Genomic DNA, 22,533 nt, shown 5'->3' with positions numbered 1-22,533 from the left:
ACCGGTGGAGCAGGGCCGCCGGCGCCGCCATTCGTGGCGGACGGCCGAGTACGTCCACACCCGCGGCACTTCCCGGGACGGCGGTCTCACCGCGGAGTTCCGGGCCCGCCCCACAGCGGCACCGCCGGGACCCCGATGCGTTCCCACGGCCACGTGCCCTGCGCCGGCCGCCGCTCCCCGCCGGAGTCGCCCTGCCGGCCGTGACGGCGGCGCCCGGCCGGGCCGGCGGGCCGGTCACCGCGATGGCCCCGTCCGTGTCCGTCCGCAGCACGACGGCGCCCCCGGCACGGAGGGCGGCGACCGTGCGCGGAGCCGGATGCCCGTAGTCGTTGCCGGCCCCGCAGGAGATGACGGCGATCCGGGGCCGCAGCCGGGCCAGCAGTCCGTGGTCCTGGTGGGCTGAGCCGTGGTGGGCGACCTTGAGGACGTCGACGGGCGGCAACGGGACGGCGGACGCCAGGCGTTGCTGCGCGGGCGGTTCCAGATCGCCGAGCAGGAGCAGGGTCAGCCCCGCGGTGCGGACCAGCATGGTGACACTGGCGTCGTTGGCACCGGTGGCCGCGGTCCGGCCCGGCAGCGGCCAGAGGACCCGCCAGGCGACCGGGCCCAGCCGGCGCTCCCCCGGCGTCGTCCGCAGCACCCGCACCCCCGCCTCTGCCGCCGTCCGGCGCACGAACGCGGCCTGGCCCGGCGGCTCTTCGAGCGTCGTCGTCTCGATGGCACCGACCGCCCGGCCCCGCAGCACACCGGGCAGACCCGCCACATGGTCCGCGTGGAAATGGGTCAGGACCAGAAGCGGGACCTGCCGGACGCCGAGGCTCCGCAGACAACGGTCCACCGCCTCCGGCTCCGGCCCGGCGTCGACGACCAGGGCACGGTCCCCGCCCGCCGCGAGCACCAGGGCCTCTCCCTGGCCCACGTCGCAGACGGCCAGCCGCCACCCCGGCGGAGGCCAGCCGGTGACGAACCGCGGCAGCGGGCCCGGGCGCAGCACGACCGCCAGCAGGACCAGGGCACCGGCGGCGCAGAGCCACGGGTGGCGGGCCAGCCGCGGCGCCACCGGCACCAGCAGCGCCGTGAGGGCGGCGAGCAGCAGCCCGCCGGTCCAGCCGCCGGGCCAGTCCAGCTCCGCGCCCGGCAGCGCCGCACCGGTACGGGCCACGGCGGCGATCCACTCCACCGGCCAGGCGGCGAGCCAGGCCAGTGCCTCGGCGGCCGGCATGGCGAACGGGGCGGTCGCGAGCGCGGCGAAGCCCAGCACCGTGGCCGGGGCCACGGCGAGTTCGGCGAACAGATTGCACGGGACCGCGACCAGGCTCACCCGCGCCGCCAGGACCGCGACCACCGGCGCGCAGACGGCCTGCGCCGCCGCGGCGGCCGCCAGCACCTCGGCGAGCCGGCCCGGTACCCGCCGCCGCTGGAGGGCCGCGCTCCAGCGCGGAGCGATGGTCAGCAGGGCACCGGTCGCCAGAACCGAGAGCAGGAAGCCGTAGGAACGGGCCAGCCACGGGTCGTACAGGACGAGCAGCAGCACCGCGGCGGCCAGGGCGGGCAGCAGTGATCTCCGCCGGCCGGTGGCGATGGCCAGCAGGGCGATCCCACCGCAGGCCGCGGCCCGCAGGACACTCGGCTCCGGCCGGCACACGATGACGAAGCCCAGGGTCAGCAGCCCGCCGAGCAGAGCCGTGCCGCGCAGGGGGATCCCGAACCGGGGCGCCAGGCCGCGCCGTTCGGCCCGGAGTGCCAGATGTGGTGGCCCGATCAGCAGGGCCAGCACGATCGTGAGGTTGGCTCCGCTCACGGAGAGCAGATGCACCAGGTCGGTGGCGTGGAAGGCCCGGTCGAGATCGGCCGGCACCCGGGAGGTGTCGCCCACCACCAGTCCGGGGAGCAGCGCCCGGGCGTCGGCCGGCAGCCCGTCGGACGCCTCCCGCAGCCCTGCCCGCAGCTCACCGGCCGCCCGTTGCACGGCGGTTGGTCCCCGCACCACCGCCGGCGGTCCCTTACCGCTGACCCGCAGCACCACGGCCATCCGGTCTCCTCCGCCGTGCGACGGCACGGCCCGCGCCTCCAGCCGCAGCCGCGTGCTCGGCAGCAACCTCAGCCACGCCGCGCGCTCCCGCGCCCCCGTGCGGTGTCCGCCCCGGCCTTCCGGGTCGGCCCGGAGCGGAACGATGAGGAGCACCGGGGTGCGGACCGCGGTGGCCGCACCGTCCGCCGTCGTGACCCGCCGGGCCTCCGCCGTCAGCACCACGGCGGGCGGACTGCTGCGCGGACCGCTCACCCGCGGCCGGGTGAGCCGCGGATCGCCCGTGACCGTCACCTCGGCCGTGATCTCGGCCGACTGCCGTGCCAGGCCGGGCAGCGGTCCCCGGTACAGATCGGCGGCGTGCAAGGCCCCCGAGCCCGCCGCGGCTGCCGCGCAGAAGAGGGCCGTCGCGAGCGCGACCCGTGCGCTGCCGCGGCGCCGGGGCACGCCCGCCCCCGCCTCAGGCCCCGCTCCGGGCGGATCGTCCACCGTCCGGCCGGGAACCCGGCTCCGGCCGCGCGCTCCCGGGCCGTGGGCGAGGGCTGCGAGCAACAGCGCCAGGCCCACCGCCGCAGAGCAGACCGCGCCGACCGCCGCGACGGGGGGCCGGACGCCGACCGCCACGGCGGCAGCCACCCAGGCGGCCAGAGCACACGGCAGCAGCCGCAGGTCCGGACCCTCCGGGCGCGGGCACGGAGGGACCGCGCTCCGCCCGGGGGAGACGGCAGGAGCGACCGTCCCGGTCACGGCCGTACCAGGGGCTGGAGGTCCGCGAACCGGCGGTCGCCGATCCCGTTCACCTCGCGGAGCTGGTCGACGGAGGTGAAACCCCCCTGGCGGTCGCGATGTTCGAGGATGCGCCGGGCCAGGACCGGTCCGACACCGGGAAGGCCGTCGAGCTGTTCGAGGGTGGCGGTACTGAGACTGACCGGGCCGGCGACCGCGCCCCCGGGTGCCGGACCGGGCGCGCCCACCGCTCCCCCGCCGGTGGCGGCCGCCGGTGCGGGACCGCCCACCAGGATCTGCTCACCGTCCAGCAGAAGCCTGGCCCGGTTGAGCCCGGCGGTGTCCGTGCCGGGACGGACACCGCCCGCCGCTTCCAGCGCGTCCGCGACCCGCGAACCCGCGGGGAGCCGGTGGATCCCCGGCTCGCGGACCTTGCCGGCCACGTCCACCACGACGGCGCGGTCACCGGCCGGCAGGACGGGCCCGGGGGCGGGGGCGGGGGCGGGAGGAGCCGGGTCGGGCTTCCCGGTTCCCGGAAGGGCCGCCGGATCCGCCGCGCCGGCCGGCTCGGCCGAGGGCACCCGTACCGTCTCGGGGCGTCCGCTCCAGAAGTGGTACCCCGCGAATCCGACCGCGACCACGAGCAGGACGGCGAGCGCGGCGAGCGTCCTCGGGTCCGCTCCGCAGCGCAGGCTCACCCACAACGGAAGCCGTTCGCAGAGGGCGAGGCGCCATCGCGCGGGCCATGGCAGCGGACGCTCCTTCATCCCGCTCCGCCCCGGCGTGTCCGGGGCGCTCACCGGTGCGGGCGCGGGTCCGGCCGGCGGCTCCGGTTCGGGCACGACCGGTGTCCGGGCCGGAAGGCCACCGAAGAGGGCCGTCGCGCGCGCCCTCGTTCCGTCCGGTGCGTCCCGGCGGTACTGAGGCGTCGTGCGACGAGACCGGTGCCGGCGCCGGGCGCGGTGATCCGCCCCGGGCCTTCCGGGGCCGCGCGTGGCACCGCGGGCCGGACCCGACGAGGTCGTCACGGAGTGTGATCGGATGTCCATGCGGTGACGGTAGGCCGGGCGGCCGCCCTCGGCGGAACAGACCGTATTTCCGTGGATAACTCGCGGGTTGTGGAAAACTCCGTGCCCGTTTCGGATGAATGTCCGCTCTCAGGCCACCACTTCGACCCATCTGCCGCTTCACTGCGAGGCATGAGCCGTTTCCGTCTTCCCGCCTTGCCGCTGCCCCGTCTCCGCGCCCTCCTGGCGAGCTGCTTCCGGATCCGCCGCACCGGGTGGTCCGTCGCTCCGCTCGCCGTCCTCACCGGGCCGCCGCCTCCGCCTGCGGCACCGGGCGGTGTTCCCGCGGCCCCGTTCCCCCGCGGTATTGGGAGTCCCGCCCGGACCGCGGGCCGCGCGCGGTCAGATCCGCGGCGACAGCACCACGCCCAGCAGCCCGGGTCCGGTGTGGGCGCCGATCACCGCGCCCACCTCACTGACCAGAAGTTCGGCCAGCCCGGGCACCCGCCTCCGCAGCCGGTCCGCCAGGGCCTCCGCCCGTTCCGCCGCGGCGAGATGGTGCACCGCGATGTCCACCGGGCCGGCAGCGGCCCGTTCCACGACGATCTCCTCCAGCCGCGCGATGGCCTTCGAAGCCGTACGCACCTTCTCCAGCGGCTCGATCCGCCCGCCACCCAGTCTCAGCAGCGGTTTCACCGCCAGCGCCGAACCGAGCAGAGCCTGCGCGGCGCCGATCCGGCCGCCGCGCCGCAGGTAGTCGAGAGTGTCCACATAGAAGTAGGCCGTGGTGCCCTCCGCCCGCTTCTCGGCCGCGGCCACCGCCTCGTCCAGAGTGCCGCCCGCCTCCGCGGTCTCCGCGGCGGTCAGGGCGCAGAAACCGAGGGCCATCGCGACCATGCCAGTGTCCACGACCCGCACCGGCACCGGCGCCTCACGTGCGGCGAGCACCGCCGCGTCATAGGTGCCGGACATCTCCGCCGACAGATGGAGGGAGACGATCCCGGTCGCCCCGGCCGCGGCCGCCTCACGGTAGGCGGCGGCGAACATCTCCGGGCTCGGCCGGGAGGTGGTCACCGGGGTCCGGCTCCGCAGCGCCTGGGCGACCGACCGTGCCGAGACCTCGGTGCCCTCCTCCAGGGCCCGGTCACCGAGGACCACGGTCAGTGGTACGGCCCTGATGGCGTGCCGTTCCATCGCCTGCGGCGGCAGATAGGCCGTGGAATCGGTGACGATCGCGACATGGCGGGACATGAAGGGGAGGTTATCCGGGGATGACATGCGCGGACAGCACGGGGGCGGCCTGCCGGCCACCGGTCCCGGAGCGCGACGTCGGCAGGAACCGGGTCGGCATACCCCGAGCCGGGGTGCGGAGGACCGGCACTCTCCGGCCGGACGCCGCCGGTACGGCCTCCGGTCCGGTCGGCCCGACGGCCGTCGCCGGCCCTGCGGCAGCGGCAGCGGCTGCGGTCGACGCGCCACCGCGCGGACGGCTCACGCGGGGCGGACGGCTCACGCGGGGCGGACGGCTCACGCGGGGCGGGAGGCTCATGTGGGGCGGGAGGCTCATGTGGTGCTCTCGGGGCGCCGGGTCTTCTCCCAGGGGAAACCGGTGCGCAGCCGGGAGTCGCGGGCCGTGATGGCGGGCGGTGTCCGTGGGGCCTCCGGCGCTCCGGACTGCCCGGGGCGGGCCTCCGGCCGGATGGAGTCCGGCCCGGCCGAGTCCTGTCCGGCGGCGCCCCGTCCGGTGGAGTCCGAGGGAACCGGACCCGGCCCTGCGTCACCGCCGGCCGGCGTCCGGCCCGGGGTCTCGGCCGGCGTCCAGTGCCGCAGGGCGCCCGCCTCCATCTGGATCTGTCCGGTGAGGTCGCCGAGGTCGTCGTCGGCGAACTGGCGGGCGCGGTCCTGTGCGGCCCAGCGCAGGGAGTCGGCCGAGTGCACGATCCGCTCGGCCCGTTCCCGCAGTTCGGGAAGGTGTGCGGCGACCCGGCTCTTGTCGGGCTCGTTCTCCAGGCGCTTCAGTTCGGCGTCCAGCTCCCTGCCGTGCGCGCTGAGCCGGTCGAAGAGGCCGAGCGCCTCTCCGAGCGAGGTGTCCTCCGGGGCGGCCGCCCGCAGGGTCTCCTGGGTGGCGCGCATGGAGGTCCGGAGCGAGAGCCGCAGTTGGGCCACCTCGCCGGCCGCCCCGGGCAGGGCCAGCTGCCGGGCCTTGAGCGTGGTGTCCTCGACGGTGCGGCGGGCCTGCGCGACCGTGCGGTCGACACCGCGTTTGGCGGCTCCCACGGCCTTGGCCGTCGCATAGACCCCGGCCGCGACGAAGAGCACGAAGAAGAGGACCACCACCAGAATCGCGGCTTCCATGAAAACTCCCTCGTAGCCTTCCGAGCACCGGTGCGCGGCGTCCGGAGCCCTCACCCGCGCGGTGGGGCACCGCGCGCCCCCTCCACGGTAAACGCCCGGGGCGGGCCGGGGGTTCCGTACGACCCCCGGGCCCGCCCGGGAAAAACCCTGAGAAACCCCTACGGGCCGCCGGTCACACCGGGACGATGTTGACCAGCTTCGGGGCCCGCACGATCACCTTGCGGATGTCCGCGCCGCCCAGCGCGGTCCGTACCGCGTCCTGCGCCAGGGCCAGCGCCTCCAGTTCGCCCTCGGCGATGGACGGCGCCACCTCCAGCCGGGCCTTGACCTTCCCCTTGACCTGGACGACGCAGGTGACGGTCTCGTCCTGGACGTAGGCCGGGTCGGCGACCGGGAAGGGCTCGTGGACCACCGAGGTGGTGTGGCCCAGCCGGTGCCACAGCTCCTCCGCGATGTGCGGAGCCAGCGGCGCGACCAGCAGCACCAGCCGCTCGGCGACGGTCCGGGGCACCGGGCGGCCCGCCTTGGTCAGATGGTTGTTCAGCTCGGTGACCTTGGCGATCGCCGTGTTGAAGCGCAGCGCGGACATGTCCTGGGTGACGCCGTCGATCGCCTTGTGCAGGGCGCGCAGGGCGGCCTCGCCGGGTTCGGCGTCGGTGACGGTCACCTCGCCGGTGTTCTCGTCGACGACGTTGCGCCACAGGCGCTGCAGCAGCCGGTACTGGCCGACGACCGCGCGGGTGTCCCAGGGCCGGGAGACGTCCAGCGGGCCCATCGCCATCTCGTACAGGCGCAGGGTGTCCGCGCCGTACTCGGCGCAGATCTCGTCGGGCGTGACGGCGTTCTTCAGGGACTTGCCCATCTTGCCCAGCAGCCGCGTGACCTTCTCTCCCCGGTACCAGAAGGCATTGTCGCGCTCCTCGACCTCGGCCGCCGGGACCGCGATGCCGCGGCTGTCGCGGTAGACGTAGGCCTGGATCATGCCCTGGTTGTACAGCTTGTGGAAGGGCTCGGCGGAGGAGACGTGCCCCAGGTCATACAGCACCTTGGACCAGAAGCGGGCGTACAGCAGGTGCAGCACGGCGTGCTCCGCGCCGCCCACGTACAGGTCGACACCGCCGTGCGGCCGCCCTTCGCGCGGGCCCATCCAGTAGCGCTCGATCTCGGGATCGACCAGCTTCTCGCTGTTGTGCGGGTCCAGGTAGCGCAGTTCGTACCAGCAGGAACCGGCCCAGTTGGGCATGGTGTTGGTCTCGCGGCGGTACATCCGGGGGCCGCGCCCGTCGCCCAGGTCCAGACGCACGTTCACCCACTCCTCGTTCCGGGACAGCGGGGTCTCCGGGGAGGTGTCGGCATCGTCCGGCTCGAAGGTGCGCGGGGAGTAGTCGTCGACCTCGGGCAGCTCCAGCGGCAGCATCGACTCGGGCAGCGCGTGGGCGACGCCGTCCTCGTCGTAGACGATGGGGAACGGCTCGCCCCAGTAGCGCTGGCGGCTGAACAGCCAGTCCCGCAGGCGGAAGTTGACGGTGCCCTCGCCGATGCCGCGCTCGGTCAGCCAGTCGGTGATCCGCGCCTTGGCCTCGGTGACGGTCAGTCCGTCCAGCGACACGCCCTCGCCCGCCGAGTTGACGATCCGGGCGTCGTACGAGGCGAAGGCGTCGTCCCAGCCGGCCGGGTCGGTGCCGCGGCCGTCGGACGGCTCGACGACGCAGCGCATCGGCAGCTCGAAAGCGCGCGCGAAGGCGAAGTCACGGCTGTCGTGCGCCGGTACGGCCATGATGGCGCCGGTGCCGTACCCCATCAGGACGTAGTCGGCGATGAAGACGGGCACGCGCTCGCCGCTGACCGGGTTGACGGCGTACGCGCCGGTGAAGACACCGGTCTTCTCCTTGGCCTCGGCCTGCCGCTCGACGTCGGACTTCGACGCGGCCTGCTTGCGGTACTCGGCGACGGCCTCGGCCGGGGTCGCGTGCCCGCCCGTCCAGACGGCGTGGGTGTCCTCGGGCCAGGCGGCCGGGACGATCGAGTCGTCGCCGGAGACCAGTTCGTGCTCCGGGGCCAGCACCATGTAGGTGGCACCGAACAGGGTGTCCTGCCGGGTCGTGAAGACGGTGATCGCGCGCTCACCGCCGGCGGCCGTGCGCACCGGGAAGTCGACACGGGCGCCCTCGCTGCGGCCGATCCAGTTGCGCTGCTGCAGCTTGATGGCCTCCGGCCAGTCCAGCGCGTCCAGGTCGTTCAGCAGCCGGTCGGCGTAGGCCGTGATGCGCATGTTCCACTGGCGCAGCTTGGCCTTGAAGACCGGGAAGTTGCCGCGCTCGGAGCGGCCCTCGGCGGTGACCTCCTCGTTGGCCAGCACGGTGCCCAGCCCGGGGCACCAGTTGACCGGCGCGTCGGAGGCGTAGGCCAGACGGTACTCGCCCAGCAGACCGGCCCGCCCGGCCGCGTCCAGCTCGCTCCAGGGGCGCCATCCGGCGGGGGTGTCGCGCTCCCCGCTCTCGAACTGCTCGACCAGGGTGGCGATGGGCCGGGCCTTGTCCGCCGCCTCGTCGTACCAGGAGTTGAAGATCTGCAGGAAGATCCACTGGGTCCACTTGTAGTAGTCCGGGTCGATCGTGGCGAACGACCGGCGCTTGTCGTGGCCCAGGCCCAGCCGGCGCAGCTGGGCCTTCATGTTCTCGATGTTCGCCTCGGTGCTGGCCCGCGGGTGCGTGCCGGTCTGCACGGCGTACTGCTCGGCGGGCAGGCCGAAGGCGTCGAAACCCAGGGTGTGCAGGACGTTGTGGCCGGTCATCCTGCTGAAGCGGGCGTAGACGTCGGTGGCGATGTAGCCCAGCGGGTGGCCCACGTGCAGTCCCGCGCCCGAGGGGTACGGGAACATGTCCATGACGTACTTCTTCGGCCGGCCCGCCGCGTCGGCGCCGCCGTCCGCGGCCAGGTCCCCGGTGGGGTTGGGGGCCTCGTAGACGCCCTCGGCGTCCCAGAAGTCCTGCCAGCGTGCCTCGATGTCGGCTGCCAGGGCCGCCTCGTACCGGAAGGGCGCCGCGGCCGGCCCGGGGGCGGAATGGGTGTCGCTCATCGTCTCAAAGCTCCATCGATCGTCTCTGCCGTCTGCGAGGCATGTTCCGCAAATGGAAAAACCCCTCACACAGGAGGGGACGCCGCGCCGATTCCGGCCTGGTGGTTCGTCCACCGGCCGGGACTGATCAGCGCGGCTCGCTAAGCAGAAGGCGTACGGCACGCATGCGTGTCAGGGTACCGCAGCGGTCCCGGCCGACGCACCGAGCCGCCGATTGAACGCTGGGCGCTCCCGCTCCGTATTGGTCGTTCGAGCAAATATCCAACTCGCCCGGACGTTGCCGGACAGGCCACTTAGCATGCGGAGCCGGGACCCCTTCTTCGCACCACAGGAGTCGCCTCGCATGAAACCTCACCGCAAGGTTCCACGGAACATGTCCTCCCTGCCCAAGCCGGCCGCATCGCAGACGAAGGTCTTCGCCGCGTCGGTCGCACTCCTGATCGTGATCCCGCTCATCCTGGCCCTGGCCACGGGTGAGCGTTTCCGCGCCTTCCTGGACTTCGGTGCCGGCGTCCTGTCGCTCCTCACGCTCACCGCGTCGGTGGTGTGGGGCCTGATCGCGGCCCACCGGTTGCTGCTGAACCCGCGGGACCGGCTGCTGGCGCAGGGGGTCCACCGCGCCGTCGCCGTCGCCTCGCTCGGTTTCATGGTGGTGCACGTCGCGGTCAAGGTCTCGCTGGACCACGCTCCCCTGATCGCCGCCCTGGTCCCCTTCAGCCTGGGGATCACCGGTACGGGCGGGCTGATCGGGATGGGCTCGATGGCGGCCTACCTCATGGTGATCGCGGGTTCCACCGGCGCGCTGCGCAGCACCTTCGTGCCCAACCGGGAGGTCGCGGGCCGCTGGCGCGCCATCCACGCCGTGGCCTACCCGTCGTGGTGCTTCGCCGTGATGCACGGCCTCTACGCGGGTCGTCCCGCCGCGGGCTGGGTGACCGTCATGTACGGGCTGTCCCTGCTGGCCGTCGGGCTGGCGGTGGCTGCGCGGCTGCTGCCCCCGCCGCAGCGGCGGAGGATCGCGCAGCTGGTGCTGTCGGTGATGCAGCCGGAGGCCGTCGGCGCGGGACGCGGCCGCGGCGCGGCGGCCGAGGAGGGCGCCCGCCGCGACACCTCGGTCTCCCCGCTGCCGGGCGCGGCGGCGAGGCCGCACAGCGCGGCGGCGTCCGCGCCCGCCTCCGCCGGCGGCCGCGACGAGATGCGGCCACCGCTCGACTCGACCCGCGCGGTGCCGATCGGCAGCGGTCTGGGGTCCGGTCTCTCGGCGGGTTACCGCGCGATGGCGTCCGACCGGACGTCCGGCGGGCCGGGGGGCCCGCTGTCGGCGCCGGCCGGCCAGGGCTTCGCCGAGGCGCCCACCCGGCAGATGCCGACCTTCGCGGACTCCGGCGGCGGGACGGGCGGCTACGGCGGGACGGGCGGCTACGGCGGGACGGGCGGCTACGGCGGATCGGACGGCTACGGCGGGACGGACGGTTACGGCGGCTGGGGTGGGCCCGGCGGTCAGGCGGGCCAGCCGCTGACCGGCTCGGTGACGGGCCAGGACGACCCGCTGACGGAGCCCTTCCCCCGGCAGATGGGCGACCCCTCGGCCGGACGCGGCCCGGACCCGCTGCGCGATCCGCTGACCGAGCCGTTCCCCGGCGTCACCCATCTGGCATCATCCGAGCGCTGGCCGACGCCGTCCCCGCCGCCGCCCGCACCGGCCGAGACCATCAGGCCCGCGCCCCAGCCGGACCCGCTGACCGACACCTCGACCGGATTCTCGTATCCGCCCCCGCCCGGTGAACCCTGGCAAGAGACCGCAGGAGGCCGACCATAAACGCCGAGCTGCCCGACGTACTCGATCTCCGGGTCGTGGGAGTCCCCCAGCTGACCGCCGGCCTGGACCTCGCCCACCGCCTGGATCTCGACATGCACCTGAAGGTGCACGGGCCACTCCAGCCCATGCCCGGGGAGCGCCTGGCCGAACTGGCCGAGCTCATCTCGCTGAAGGGCAAGGGCGGCGCCGGCTTCCCCTTCGGCAAGAAGCTGCGGGCGGTGGCCAAGTCCGCGATACGCCGCGGGGTCCGCCCCGTCGTCGTCATCAACGGCAGTGAGGGGGAGCCCAACTGCCGCAAGGACACCCTGCTCATGAACCGGGCCCCCCACCTGCCGCTGGACGGGGCCCTGCTGGCGGCCGAGGCGCTGGGCGCCCGCACCCTCGTCATCGCCGTCACCCGGGACTCCACCGAGTCGTCCATGCGGCAGGCCCTGGCCGAGCGGGGGCTCTCGGACCGCCGGGGGCAGCCGCTGCGCGCGCGGGTCGTACGCACGCCCGAGCGGATGGTCTCCGGCGAGTCCTCGGCGGTGATCCGGGCGGCGAACGGGGGGCCGTCGCTGCCGCCCGGACGCAAGGTCCGCGCCTCCGACTCGGGTGTGGCCAACGCGCCCACGCTGCTGTCCAACTGCGAGACGTTCTCCCAACTCGCCGTGGCCGCACGGCTCGGCGCCGACCGCTACGGCAGCATCGGCCTGAGCACCGAGCCCGGCACCGTCATGCTCACGGTCTCCGGTTCCGTGCCGCGGCCCCTCGTCATGGAGGTGCCCAGCGGGGTGCCGCTGCGCTACGTCCTGGAGCTGGCCGGGGCCCCGCCGATGCCGCAGGGCGTGCTCTCCGGCGGCTACCACGGCAAGTGGATGGACGGGATGTCGGCGCACGGCGCCACCATCTCCCGGGCCTCGATGGACGCGGCGGGCGGGGCTCTCGGCGCCGGCGCGCTGCTGCCCCTCAGCCCGGACACCTGCCCGCTGGGCGAGTGCCTGCGGGTCGCCAACTGGCTGGCCGCGGAGACGGCGGGGCAGTGCGGCCCCTGCAAGCTCGGCCTGCCCGCGGCGGCGGCCGGGCTCGCGGAGGTGCTGGGGGGCGGCGGCCGTACGGCGCTGGAGGCGCTCCGGCAGGTCACCCAGTCGGTGAAGGGCCGCGGCGCCTGTGCCCACCCGGACGGCTCCGTTCGCTTCCTCACCTCCTCGCTGAGCGCCTTCACCGACGACCTCGCGGCGCACGCGCTCCAGGGCGGCTGCGGCCGGCCCACCCACGGCGTGCTGCCGCTCCCGTCGCCCGGCTACCAGGAGGAGGGCATCCCCAGCGGGCAGAAGCTGATGGTGGACTGGACCCTCTGCAAGGGCCAGTTGATCTGTGTGGGGGTGCTGCCCGAACTGGTCCGGCAGGGCCCGGACGGCTACCCGGTGCTGGCCGACACTCCCGTGCCACTGCATCTGCAGGGCGAGGCACAGCGGGCCGTCCGCCGCTGTCCCGAGCTGGCACTGCGGCTGGAGGAAGCCCCGGCCCCGCGCAACGCCATACCGCCCTCGGGCGGCCGCAAGGCGCTTCCGCGCGGCGGCGGCTGAGCCGGGCCGTCACGGCCACCGATGCCCCGCCCGCGTCCCGGTGACGCGGGCGGGGCATCGCGCGTCGGGCGTCCGTGCACGCGGCGGCGGCAACCTCACAGACAGCGGGAACGACGCTGCGGGAACGATGCTCCCGGGAACGCCAGAGCGGGCCGTCCGATCGGACGGCCCGCTCTGTTCACTGTGGAGCTAAGGAGAATTGAACTCCTGACCTCCTGCATGCCATGCAGGCGCTCTACCAACTGAGCTATAGCCCCGCGCTCCGGCCCCGGTTCCCCGTGGCGGCTGCGCCAACATTACACGGACTCCACCGCTCGGCGCCAAATCATTCTCCCGCGGGCGGATCATCCGCGGGCCCTGCCGGGGTAGCCGTCTGGCTGAGGGGTGTCCCGTAATCCGCGGTGGAGCAGCGCGCGGCGTCGGATGCTGGGGGTACCTCCCACGCCCTTCGGGCAGTGGGGGAGCATCGCAAGGCGGAGGGGCGTCCGCATACTGGCTGTATGCGGACGTTCCGACAACGCGCGTGGGGGCACCCCCGGCCGGAGGCTGGGGGAGTGCCGTAGCCGGCGTCGCGCGCCCACCGGGGATTACGGGACACCCCTTAGCATCGGTCCCCGCACCCGGAGCACAGCCGGGTCCGTCCCCCCGAACCCGACTGGAGCCCCGCAGCGTGACCGCTACGGAGTCGGCCGACAAGGCCCTCACCCCGTCCCTCCCCCCGGCTGCGCGAGAACTGATCCGGCACCGGCCGCTGCTCACCACCCTGGCGTGCTGCCTTCTCTCCTTCGCGCTCTTCTGGTGCGCCCAGCGCCTGGCGAACGTCACGATGATCGACGTCATGGTCTACCGGGCCGAGGGCTGGGCCGCGCGCGCCGGGACGGACCTGTACGCGATGCGCGCCACGGAGTCACGGCTGCCGAACACGTACCCGCCGTTCGCGGCGCTGCTGTTCATGCCGCTCACCCTGCTCGGGGTGGAGGAGATGCGGACGCTGGCGACCGCGGGGAACCTGGCGCTGCTGGTCGTGCTCGTCCATCTCACGCTGCGGCTGGTGGGCCGCCCGCTGTGGTGGCCCCGCCCGGCGGTGGCACTCGCCCTGGCCTCCGCCGCGGTGTGGTCCGAGCCGGTCTGGACGACGCTGCGCTACGGCCAGATAAACCTGCTGCTGGCGGTGCTGGTGCTGTGGGACCTCTCCCGGCGTCCCGGGGACGCCGGCTACCGCTGGGCCGGTCTCGGCATCGGAATAGCGGCGGGGCTCAAGCTGACGCCGGCACTCTTCGCGGTCCTGCTGGCCGTGGCGGGCACCGTCCGGGGATGGCAGCGGCTGCGCGGACGGCGAACGGGCCCGCCGGACGGGACGGGCGGTACGGGCCGGACCGGCTTCTGGAACCCGCTGCTGCGGCAGGCGCTGACGGCGTGCGCCGGGTTCCTCGGGACCGCCCTGCTGGCCGCGGTGGCGCTGCCGCGCGACTCACACCGCTTCTGGACCGAGGTGATGTTCAACACGGACCGTCCCGGGCTCGTCGAGCAGACCGCCAACCAGTCGCTGCGCGGGGCGCTCGCCCGGCTGCTGCACACCCCCGATCCCGGGCTGTGGTGGGCCGGGGCGGCCGCGGTGGTGGCCGTCGCCGGGCTGGCCGCCGGAACGGCCGCGCTGCTGGCGGGGCTGGACGCCTGGGCAGCCGTGGCCTGCGCCATGACCGCCCTGCTGGTGAGCCCGGTCTCCTGGTCGCACCACTGGGTGTGGTGCATACCCCTGCTGGTGCTGCTGGGTTCGGAGACGCTGCACCGTTCCGGGCGGCGCGTGTGGCGCGCGGCCACCGCAGCCTCCGCGCTGCTCTTCTGCTCGTACGCCCTGTGGTGGGTGCCGCACACCCCGGGCGCGCGGGCGGAACTGCGCCAGAACGGCGCGCAGATGCTGCTCTCGGCCGGGTATCCGCTGTGCGGCGCGGCGTTCATCGGCCTCACCGCGGTCGTCGCGGTACGGGCGCTGCGGCGCCGGGCCGCGACGGCGGCCGGGGCGAGGTCCGGGGCGGAGCCGGCGGCCGGGGCGGGGTCCTCCGCGGTGACGGGGGTGGGCGCCGGGGCCGGGCGGCGTCAGGCCGTGGCGAAGGAGTAGAAGCGTTTCAGCGTGCAGTACTCGTCGAGCAGACGTCCGTAGATCGGCTCGCCGTCGAGCTCGCGGTAGGTCTCGATCGGATCGCCGACGATGATCAGGGCCCGCGCGCACTCCTCGCACCAGTACTGGTAGTCGGAGTCGAGCGGTTCCATGTCGCGGACGACGGGCGTACCGCTGCCGCACCAGTCGCACTTCCGGCTGTGGGCACCCATCAGTCACTCCAACTGTGGCCACAGGCCGTGCAGACGTAGGAGACTCCGCCGTTGTCCCCGAGCACCTGGGCGACCAGGGCCGATCCGCAGGACGGACAGTGGAGAAGGGGAACGGTGCTGCCGAGAGGACGGGCCGGCGCCTCGATCGTGCTCGTCGGCATCTGACTCCCTCCCCTTCCGACGTCCGATTCTGCCACGGGAGCACCGGCCCGGTCAGCGTCCACGTCACAGGAGTCGTCCGCCCGCGGCCGCTGTCGTTCCGGTTCCTCCCGCAACGCGACGATCCCGCCTCCCCGGAGGGGAGACGGGATCGCTTGGGGTGGAGCTAAGGAGAATTGAACTCCTGACCTCCTGCATGCCATGCAGGCGCTCTACCAACTGAGCTATAGCCCCGTGCTCGCCGCGCACCGGCCGGGTTTCCACCGCCGCGCTGTGAACGAGCAGAAGCTTAACCGGTGACCAGCCGGAATGAGAAATCCGCCCCCGGGGTGCCCGGCGTGCGGCCGCGGCCGGGCCCGCGGCGCCGCACTGGGCCCCGCCGGCCGGTCCGTCAGGTGTCGTCGCCGAGCACCGGCTCGGGCAGTGTTCCGGCGTTGTGCTCGGTGAGCCGCCAGCCGCGCACCCCTTCGCTCAGCACGGACCAGCAGCAGTTGGAGAGGCCGCCGAGCGCCTCCCAGTGGTGGGCGTCCAGGCCGAGCAGCCGGCCGATGGTCGTCCGGATCGTGCCGCCGTGGCTGACGACGACGAGCGTGCCGCCGTCGGAGAGCTTGTCGGCGTGGCTCATGACCACGGGCGCCGCCCGGTCGGCCACCTCGGTCTCCAGTTCGCCCCCGCCGCGGCGCACCGCCTCGCCGCGCTTCCAGCGGGCGTACTGCTCGCCGTAGCGCCCGACGATCTCCTCGTGGGTCAGTCCCTGCCAGCTGCCGGCGAAGGTCTCCCGCAGGCCCGCGTCGTGGGTGACCTCCAGGCCGCACAGGACGGCCAGTTCGGCGGCCGTGTCGGCGGCGCGCCGGAGGTCCGAGGCCACGATCGCCTGCGGCTCCAGGGCCGTCAGCAGCCGGGCGGCGCGGCGGGCCTGGGCGACGCCGGTGCCGGTCAGCTCGATGTCGGTCGTCCCCTGGAAGCGGCGCTCCACGTTCCAGGCCGTCTGGCCGTGCCGCCAGAGCACGATGCGGCGGCCGCGGCCGTTGCTGCTGCCGTTCAGTTCAGCTCACCGTCCTGCCCGGCCCCGTCGGCCGCGCTCTTCGCGTACTCCTCGGACCGGCCCCGGGTCGCGGCGGCGTCGGCGGGCAGTTCCAGCTCCGGGCAGTCCTTCCAGAGCCGTTCCAGCGCGTAGAACACGCGCTCCTCGCTGTGCTGGACGTGCACGACGATGTCGACGTAGTCGAGCAGCACCCAGCGGGCCTCCCGGTCGCCCTCGCGGCGCACGGGCTTGACGCCCAGCTCCTTGTTCAGCCGCTCCTCGATCTCGTCGACGACGGCCTTGACCTGGCGGTCGTTGGGAGCCGAGGCGAGCAGGAAGGCGTCGGTGATCGACAGCACGTCGCTGACGTCGTACGCGATGATGTCGTGCGCGAGCTTGTCGGCGGCCGCTTGGGCGGCGGCGTTGATCAGCTCGATGGAGCGGTCCGTGGCGGTCACAGGCAGGCTTTCGGTCGAGGAACGGAGGACCGGCCGCGGTGCCCCGGGGGGCGCCACGACCGGTATCCAGGATCGCACGCCCGGCGGACAGTGCCGTACGGCTCCGCCCGCCGGGATGGAGGCCCGGGCCCGGCCCGGGCCCGGCTGGCTCCGGGTCCGGGCGCTACGGGGAGCTCTGCCCGGCCTCGTAGTCCTGCCCCAGGACGACCGTCACATCGGCGTTGGACGCCCCCTTGCCCTTCTTCACCGCGCTCTCCGGCAGGCCCAGCGTGACGGCGATCTCCTCGGCCTTCGCCGCCTGGGCGGCGTCGGAGTACGTCACCTGGGAGAGCTGCTGGGCCGCGTCGGCACTGCCGCCGTTCACGACGGTGTAGCCGCCGTTGACCAGGGCGACCCGTGCCTTCTCGGCGGCGCCGTCGTCCCCGGTGGCGTTGCGGACGCTGATCCTCGGGGTGGCGTCCGGGTCGGCGTTGGTGACCTTGCCGCCGAGGACGTCCTTGACCACGGTCTCGGCGGTCTCCGGGGCGAGCGTGCCGTCGGGGCGCACGGGCAGCAGTTCGGTGGCGTACTCGCCGCCCTTCGCCTGCTCCCCCAGCTCGGCCAGGGAGGCGCCGAGCTGCGCCTCGGTGAGTGAGGGGTCGGCGATCTGGTTGAGGGAGCGGACGGTCTCGGTGACCATCTCCGCCTCGCCGGGCATCTTCCGCAGCACGGCCCGCATGACCTGGCCGAAGCGCTGGAGCTGGTCGGTCTGGGCCTCGCCCTCGCGCAGCAGGGTGGCGTAGCCGACGGCCGCCTGGCCGCCGAGGCTCACGTCCTTCCCCTTCCGTGCGAGCGGCTCGTCGCCCTTCTTCGCGCCCGGGACGTCGGCGTCGGTGTCGACGGTGATCCCGCCCACCAGTTCGACAAGATTCTCCAGGTACGGGGTGTCGAGCCGCCAGCTGTGCTCGATCTCGGAGCCGAGCAGCGTGTTCAGGGCGTCGCGGGTGGGGCCGTTGCCGTCCTCCTCGACGGAACTGCCGAGGGTCGTGGAACCGCCGCCCTCGGACGAGACCGCGAGGGCGTTCGGCAGTAGCAGGGTGGTGCCCTTGCCGGTGGTCTCGTTGTCGACCAGGAGCGCGGTGGAGCTGCCGCCGTCCTTGGTGTGCCGCAGATGCACGATGATCACGTCGCGCTTCTGGGGGCCGCCGGCCGCCTGCGTTCCCTCCACGGAACCGGACAGCCCGGGCAGCTTGCCCGCGTACCAGAGGTAGCCCGCGCCGCCGGCCAGGGCGAGGACGAGGAGCACGACCAGGGCGACCAGGCGGTTGCGTCCCTTCCGCTTGCGCTCGTCACGCCGCTCGGTGCGGGTCTCCGCGAACTTCAGCCAGTCGATGACGTCCTCGGCGTCCTCGTCGGGCTCCTCGATGAACGAGAACTGCTCGGTGCGGTAGCCGGCGGGGTCGCCCCCCTCGCCCGCGCCGTCCCCCCGTCCGCCGGCGGGCGCGGGCCGGGGTGCCGGCCCGTCCGCGGACTCCGCGGTACGGGTCTGCTGCCGGGGGACCCAGTCCTCCTCCCCGGCCTGCTGTGCCGCGTACGGGCGCCGGTTCTCGTACGTCCCCGGCTGTGTCTGCTGCGCGGGCTGTTGCTGCTGCCCGGTCGTGCCGGGTGCCGCCGCGCCGTAGGCGGCCGGGTCGTAGCCGTAGCCCTGCTGGTGCGGGTCCGTGTACGGCTGGTAGGGGCGGCCGTAGGCGTCGTACTGCTGCGGCTGCGGGGGCTGGGGCCGGGAGGGCTGCGGCTGTTGGTAGCCGTACGGGTCGTAGGAGCCCTGCTCGCCGTAGGGAGCGCCGTACGGGTACGGCTGGTCCGGCTGGTCCGGCCGGCGCGCCTGCCCGGCCTGCGCCGGGTCGCCGCCGCCTTGGGAGGGGTCGTAGTACTGCTGGGTGTACGGGTCGTAGACATAGGGGTCCCGGCCGTCCTCGGGCCTCCCGTACCGCCCGGAGTGTGCGTCGTTCACCAGTGCCCCTTCCCTTGCCGGACCGGATCGCTCAACCGGCGTCCCGGTACAGCCCGCGCTTGTCGATGTAGCGCACCACCCCGTCCGGCACCAGATACCAGACGGGTTCACCCGCCGCCACCCTCGCACGGCAGTCCGTCGACGAGATGGCGAGCGCCGGCACCTCGATCAGCGAGACGCCGCCGTCCGGCAGCCCGGGGTCGGAGAGCACGTGTCCCGGCCGGGTGACGCCGATGAAGTGCGCCAGGGAGAACAGCTCGGGGGCGTCGCGCCAGCCCAGGATCTGGGAGAGGGCGTCCGCTCCGGTGATGAAGAACAGGTCCGCTTCGGGATTCCGGTCGCGCAGGTCCCGCAGGGTGTCGATGGTGTAGGTCCGGCCGCCGCGGTCGATGTCGATCCGGCTGACCGAGAACTGCGGGTTGGACGCCGTGGCGATGACCGTCATCAGATAGCGGTCCTCGGCCGGGGAGACGTTCCGGTGGCTCTTCTGCCACGGCTGCCCGGTCGGTACGAACACCACCTCGTCCAGGTGGTACTTGGCGGCGACCTCGCTGGCGGCGACGAGGTGGCCGTGGTGGACCGGATCGAACGTCCCGCCCATCACACCCAGCCGGCGCTTCGCCGGACCGGTCACAGGCATGTCCTGCTCTCCCATGCGTGCAGAGCCTACTTCCCGGTCCGGGGCAGCGTCCCGGCCCTCAGCGGTCGCGGTTGAGCCGCGTGGTGATCCAGAGCAGCAGGAGCAGCGCGAACAGCGCGCCCCCACCGGTGAGATACGGGTTGAGGCTCTCGTGGTTCCCGCCGTGTTCACCGCCCTCGGCGGCGAGCACGATCAGGGAGTGGGCGGAGCTGGGAAGACTCATCTCTCAGACCTATCCAGGTGTTCGTCGGGCAGGGACGCTTGGGTAGCGCCCTCATCGTAAGCGGGGCCCCGGCGCAACCTCACGCCGACTCCATGCGTCCTAGGAGTCCGACCGGCCTCGTCCCGCTGTCACCGCCGCGAACTAGGGTGGGGCCGCAAGCGGGACGAGGCCAATCCGGGCCGACAAGGGGGGTCATGATGACCGAAGCAAGCCATGAGCGCGTGCCGGACCGCAACCGCAGGCGGTTCCCGGGGATCTCCTCGCGTGCCTACGAGCATCCCGCCGACCGGTCCGCGCTGGTCGCGCTCCGCAAGCTGAGCGGTTTCGACACCGTCTTCAAGGCGCTCAGCGGGCTGCTGCCCGAGCGGTCGCTGCGCCTGCTCTTCCTCTCCGATTCGGTGCGGGTGAGCGACCAGCAGTTCGCGCATCTGCACACCATGCTGCTGGACGCCTGCGACATCCTGGACCTGGAGAAGGTCCCGGCGATGTACGTGCAGCAGAACCCGCAGCCCAACGCCATGTGCATCGGCCTCGACGAGCCGATCATCGTGGTGAGCACGGGTCTCGTCGAACTGCTGGACGAGGAGGAGATGCGGGCGGTCGTCGGCCACGAGGTGGGCCACGCGCTGTCCGGGCACTCCGTCTACCGGACCATCCTGCTCTTCCTCACCGGGCTCGCCCTCAAGGTCGCCTGGATCCCGCTGGGCAATGTGGCGATCATGGCGATCGTGACGGCGCTGCGCGAGTGGTTCCGCAAGTCGGAGCTGTCGGCGGACCGGGCCGGGCTGCTCGTCGGGCAGGACCTGGAGGCGTCGATGCGGGGCCTGATGAAGATAGCCGGCGGCAACCATCTGCACGAGATGAACGTGGACGCCTTCCTCGCCCAGGCCGAGGAGTACGAGGCCGGCGGCGACCTGCGGGACTCCGTGCTGAAGATCATGAACGTGCTGCCGCGCAGCCACCCGTTCACCACGGTCCGCGCCGCCGAACTGAGGAAGTGGGCGCGCAGCCGCGACTACCAGCGGCTCATGGACGGCCACTACCCGCGCCGGGACGAGGACAAGGACACCTCGGTGACCGACTCCATCAAGGAGTCCGCGAGCCACTACGCCGACACGGTGCGCACCAGCAAGGACCCGCTCATGGGCCTGGTGCGGGACATCGCGGGGGGCGCGGGCGACCTGGGCGGCAGGCTGCGGGAGAAGTTCACCGGCGCGGCGAACGGCGGCTCCACGGGCGGCGGCAGCGGTGCGGGCGGTGCCGGCGGCGGTTCCACGCCGTCCGGAAACAGCTAGCGGGATCCGCGGGGGAGGTCCGGCTGGGCCTCGTCCGCGAGGACGCCGCAGACCGCGGAGGTGGACCGGCCCGGGGCGAACGGGTCGGTCTCGGCCGGGCCGCCCTTGTCCGCGCGCTCCCCGGCGAGCAGCGGCCGAAGATAGCGGGCCGTGTCCGCGGAGCAGCTCATCGGGCCCGCGTGCACCTGGCTCTGCACCACTTCGATCCGGTGGTCGCGCAGATCACCGCGGTCGAAGCGGAAGCGCGTCTCGCGGCGCACGGTGAAGAGGGAGGCGCGCTCGTCCCCGCCGCTCTCCCCCGCCCGCCCGGTGTCCGCCGGGCGGAGCGCGTAGACGAAGGTGTGGTCGCCGGTGACCTGCAGCTGGTCCGGGCCGGCCTCGGTGACGGCGAGGCTGCCCCGTACCCGTACCCCCGGGTCGGCCAGCGCCACCTCCGCGGGGTCGAAGCGGACCAGCCATCCGGATGCGGTGTGCCGCCCGTCGTCGGCCGGATCGTCCATGCTGCGGTCGAACTGCTCCTGCTGCAGGGGGTCCACCAGCAACCGCACCGGGCGTACCGTGCCGCCGGTGAGCACCTCCGGATCGAGGGAGGACCGGACGATGTACTCCTTGGCCGCGTCCAGCGCGGCGAGCACCTGACTGTCGGTGAAGCTCCCGGTGCGCCGGGCCACGGGCAGCGAAACGCCGTCGGCGCCCACCTTGAAGCCCGCCGCCGGGCTGTTCTCGAAGAGCGTGTCCGGTGCCGCCCCGGGCACACTGCCGCGCGGGGCCAGCGGGAGGACCGCGCTGCGCAGGGGGTCGGGATCGTGCTCCGTGGCCGCCGGATAGGGGCTGCGCACCCCGAGATAGACGGCCGTGGAGAAGGCCAGGGTGATCAGGACGACCAGCAGGATCACCTGCCGGTGCCCCCGGCGGCGGTCCCAGGGGCTGCGGTCGCGGACCGCCGGAGCGCGGTCGGTGAGCCGTTCCCGCGCGGAGAACTCCTGAAGGCGGGCAGCGCGGACGAACGATTCGTCGAAGACGACGGATCGGTAGTCGTCGTCGCCACCGCCCGGGACGCCCTCGGGTGTCCCCTCAGGTGGGTCTCCAGGACCGGCCATACCAACAGAGTAGGTCGGAAGGGCCCCTGGTAAACGCGGAGGTCCGGAGCGAATTCCGGACGGCCTGATGGGCCGCCCGGGTGAGGCCCGCCCTCAGCGCCGGGCCGCCGGGGCGGTGGGCTCCGGAGCGCCCGCGGAGACGGGCGGCGGCCCGCCCGGCGGGCCGCCGAGTCCGCCGATCCGGTCGCCGTCCACCCCGGTGGTCGCGGGCGGCGGCGCGGGATCCTGCCGGGCGCCGGACTCCCCGCGGTAGACCGCCGCGAAGGCGAGCGCCACCATGCCGACGCCCATCACCACGGCGAGCACCCAGGCCACCGGCCGGTGCCAGCGGATCCGTCCCCGGTACGGGCGCAGGGCGCCGCCGTAGGGACCGTAGGGGTCGTGCGGGTCGTGCTCCCCGCCCTCGGCCTCGTACCAGGGGTCTCCCGCATCGCGCTCCGTGCGGCCGACGCCGTAGAGCTCGTACAGCTCCTCGTCGGTGGTGGGGACCCCGGGCCGGGAGCGGCGGGCCGCCTCGGCCTCCGCCCGCGCCTGGGCGGCGGCCAGCATCCGCTCGACGGCGGTGGGTTCGTGGACCGGTGCCGAGCGGATGAAGTCCTCGTCGAACGCCACGGTGGCGAACTCCTCGTCCGCTGCCCCGTGGTGGTGGCTGTCGGGCTCGTCACCGTCCGGGAACGGCCTGCCCCCCACATCGTCCGGCACCCGTCCAGGTTAGCCCCGGACCGGC

General features: G+C 73.9%; 17 protein-coding genes, 2 tRNA genes and 1 pseudogene. 4 read left to right on the top strand and 16 right to left on the bottom strand.

The genetic code is table 11. The annotated features are described in order from the left end of the window. Positions 1–229 precede the first annotated feature (229 nt). The 5 genes and pseudogenes from SXIN_RS32430 to leuS form a co-directional block, all read right to left on the bottom strand. A pseudogene (locus tag SXIN_RS32430) lies at positions 230–2,698 on the bottom strand (ComEC/Rec2 family competence protein); the annotation flags it as partial. 74 nt (positions 2,699–2,772) lie between these two features. Further along, the gene (locus SXIN_RS21735; protein WP_337589359.1) at positions 2,773–3,522 is read right to left on the bottom strand and encodes a ComEA family DNA-binding protein; all 750 of its coding nucleotides are present in this window, start codon (positions 3,520–3,522) and stop codon (positions 2,773–2,775) included. 642 nt (positions 3,523–4,164) lie between these two features. Next, complete coding sequence (locus SXIN_RS21730; RefSeq protein ID WP_019709096.1) at positions 4,165–5,013, bottom strand: DegV family protein; 849 nt, start codon at positions 5,011–5,013, stop codon at positions 4,165–4,167. Positions 5,014–5,325: 312 nt separating this feature from the next. Continuing rightward, positions 5,326–6,117: a hypothetical protein gene (locus SXIN_RS21725; protein WP_019709094.1), complete on the bottom strand. Its 792-nt coding sequence runs from the start codon at positions 6,115–6,117 to the stop codon at positions 5,326–5,328. A 172-nt stretch (positions 6,118–6,289) separates the two neighbouring features. Beyond that, positions 6,290–9,196, bottom strand: a complete 2,907-nt coding sequence (leuS, locus tag SXIN_RS21720; RefSeq protein WP_019709093.1) for a leucine--tRNA ligase — start codon at positions 9,194–9,196, stop codon at positions 6,290–6,292. A 343-nt stretch (positions 9,197–9,539) separates the two neighbouring features. Here leuS and SXIN_RS21715 point away from each other — a divergent pair, with 343 nt between their 5' ends. Beyond that, positions 9,540–11,015 carry a hypothetical protein gene (locus SXIN_RS21715; protein ID WP_157916327.1) on the top strand — a complete coding sequence of 492 codons (1,476 nt, stop codon included), beginning with the start codon at positions 9,540–9,542 and terminating at the stop codon, positions 11,013–11,015. Beyond that, positions 11,012–12,583, top strand: coding sequence for an NADH-quinone oxidoreductase subunit NuoF family protein (locus SXIN_RS21710; protein WP_095757397.1), 1,572 nt, complete (start codon positions 11,012–11,014; stop codon positions 12,581–12,583). Before SXIN_RS21715 ends, SXIN_RS21710 begins: the two co-directional genes overlap by 4 nt. Positions 12,584–12,767: 184 nt before the next feature. On the opposite strand, the gene SXIN_RS21705 is transcribed toward SXIN_RS21710, so the two are convergent. Then, positions 12,768–12,840, bottom strand: a tRNA-Ala gene (locus tag SXIN_RS21705). A gap of 413 nt (positions 12,841–13,253) precedes the next feature. On the opposite strand from SXIN_RS21705, the gene SXIN_RS21700 reads away from it, so the two are divergent. Then, on the top strand, positions 13,254–14,702 hold the full coding sequence (locus SXIN_RS21700) for a glycosyltransferase 87 family protein (RefSeq protein ID WP_420341061.1): 1,449 nt from the start codon (positions 13,254–13,256) through the stop codon (positions 14,700–14,702). Here SXIN_RS21700 and SXIN_RS21695 read toward each other — a convergent pair. The 8 genes from SXIN_RS21695 to SXIN_RS31570 all read right to left on the bottom strand — a co-directional run bounded on the left by SXIN_RS21695 (position 14,681) and on the right by SXIN_RS31570 (position 19,411). Beyond that, positions 14,681–14,914, bottom strand: a complete 234-nt coding sequence (locus tag SXIN_RS21695) for a hypothetical protein (RefSeq protein ID WP_019706682.1) — start codon at positions 14,912–14,914, stop codon at positions 14,681–14,683. The genes SXIN_RS21700 and SXIN_RS21695 overlap by 22 nt on opposite strands. Then, on the bottom strand, positions 14,914–15,075 hold the full coding sequence (locus tag SXIN_RS31575; protein WP_167466102.1) for a hypothetical protein: 162 nt from the start codon (positions 15,073–15,075) through the stop codon (positions 14,914–14,916). Before SXIN_RS31575 ends, SXIN_RS21695 begins: the two co-directional genes overlap by 1 nt. A 159-nt stretch (positions 15,076–15,234) precedes the next feature. Then, a tRNA-Ala gene (locus SXIN_RS21690) sits at positions 15,235–15,307 on the bottom strand. 157 nt (positions 15,308–15,464) lie between these two features. Then, positions 15,465–16,118 carry a histidine phosphatase family protein gene (locus tag SXIN_RS21685; protein WP_039821282.1) on the bottom strand — a complete coding sequence of 218 codons (654 nt, stop codon included), beginning with the start codon at positions 16,116–16,118 and terminating at the stop codon, positions 15,465–15,467. Beyond that, entirely contained in the window at positions 16,115–16,555 is a 441-nt protein-coding gene (gene rsfS, locus SXIN_RS21680) for a ribosome silencing factor (RefSeq protein WP_019709087.1), read from the bottom strand. Before rsfS ends, SXIN_RS21685 begins: the two co-directional genes overlap by 4 nt. 163 nt (positions 16,556–16,718) lie before the next feature. Then, positions 16,719–18,548 carry an LCP family protein gene (locus SXIN_RS21675; protein ID WP_019709086.1) on the bottom strand — a complete coding sequence of 610 codons (1,830 nt, stop codon included), beginning with the start codon at positions 18,546–18,548 and terminating at the stop codon, positions 16,719–16,721. Between the two features lie 31 nt (positions 18,549–18,579). After that, positions 18,580–19,203, bottom strand: a complete 624-nt coding sequence (nadD, locus tag SXIN_RS21670; protein WP_039821281.1) for a nicotinate-nucleotide adenylyltransferase — start codon at positions 19,201–19,203, stop codon at positions 18,580–18,582. Between the two features lie 43 nt (positions 19,204–19,246). After that, positions 19,247–19,411: a hypothetical protein gene (locus SXIN_RS31570; protein WP_019709084.1), complete on the bottom strand. Its 165-nt coding sequence runs from the start codon at positions 19,409–19,411 to the stop codon at positions 19,247–19,249. 197 nt (positions 19,412–19,608) lie between these two features. Here SXIN_RS31570 and SXIN_RS21660 point away from each other — a divergent pair, with 197 nt between their 5' ends. Then, complete coding sequence (locus SXIN_RS21660; RefSeq protein WP_039821289.1) at positions 19,609–20,706, top strand: M48 family metallopeptidase; 1,098 nt, start codon at positions 19,609–19,611, stop codon at positions 20,704–20,706. On the opposite strand, the gene SXIN_RS21655 is transcribed toward SXIN_RS21660, so the two are convergent. Both SXIN_RS21655 and SXIN_RS21650 read right to left on the bottom strand, forming a co-directional pair. After that, positions 20,703–21,806 carry an SCO2583 family membrane protein gene (locus SXIN_RS21655; RefSeq protein ID WP_039821280.1) on the bottom strand — a complete coding sequence of 368 codons (1,104 nt, stop codon included), beginning with the start codon at positions 21,804–21,806 and terminating at the stop codon, positions 20,703–20,705. The two genes, SXIN_RS21660 and SXIN_RS21655, sit on opposite strands and share 4 nt — an antisense overlap. A gap of 93 nt (positions 21,807–21,899) precedes the next feature. Next, positions 21,900–22,508 carry an SCO2584 family spore wall biosynthesis protein gene (locus tag SXIN_RS21650; protein WP_192883614.1) on the bottom strand — a complete coding sequence of 203 codons (609 nt, stop codon included), beginning with the start codon at positions 22,506–22,508 and terminating at the stop codon, positions 21,900–21,902. Between the last annotated feature and the right edge of the window lie 25 nt (positions 22,509–22,533).

It is taken from the genome of Streptomyces xinghaiensis S187 (assembly GCF_000220705.2).
Lineage (GTDB): Bacteria > Actinomycetota > Actinomycetes > Streptomycetales > Streptomycetaceae > Streptomyces > Streptomyces xinghaiensis.
This window is presented reverse-complemented; position numbering and strand designations above follow the sequence as displayed.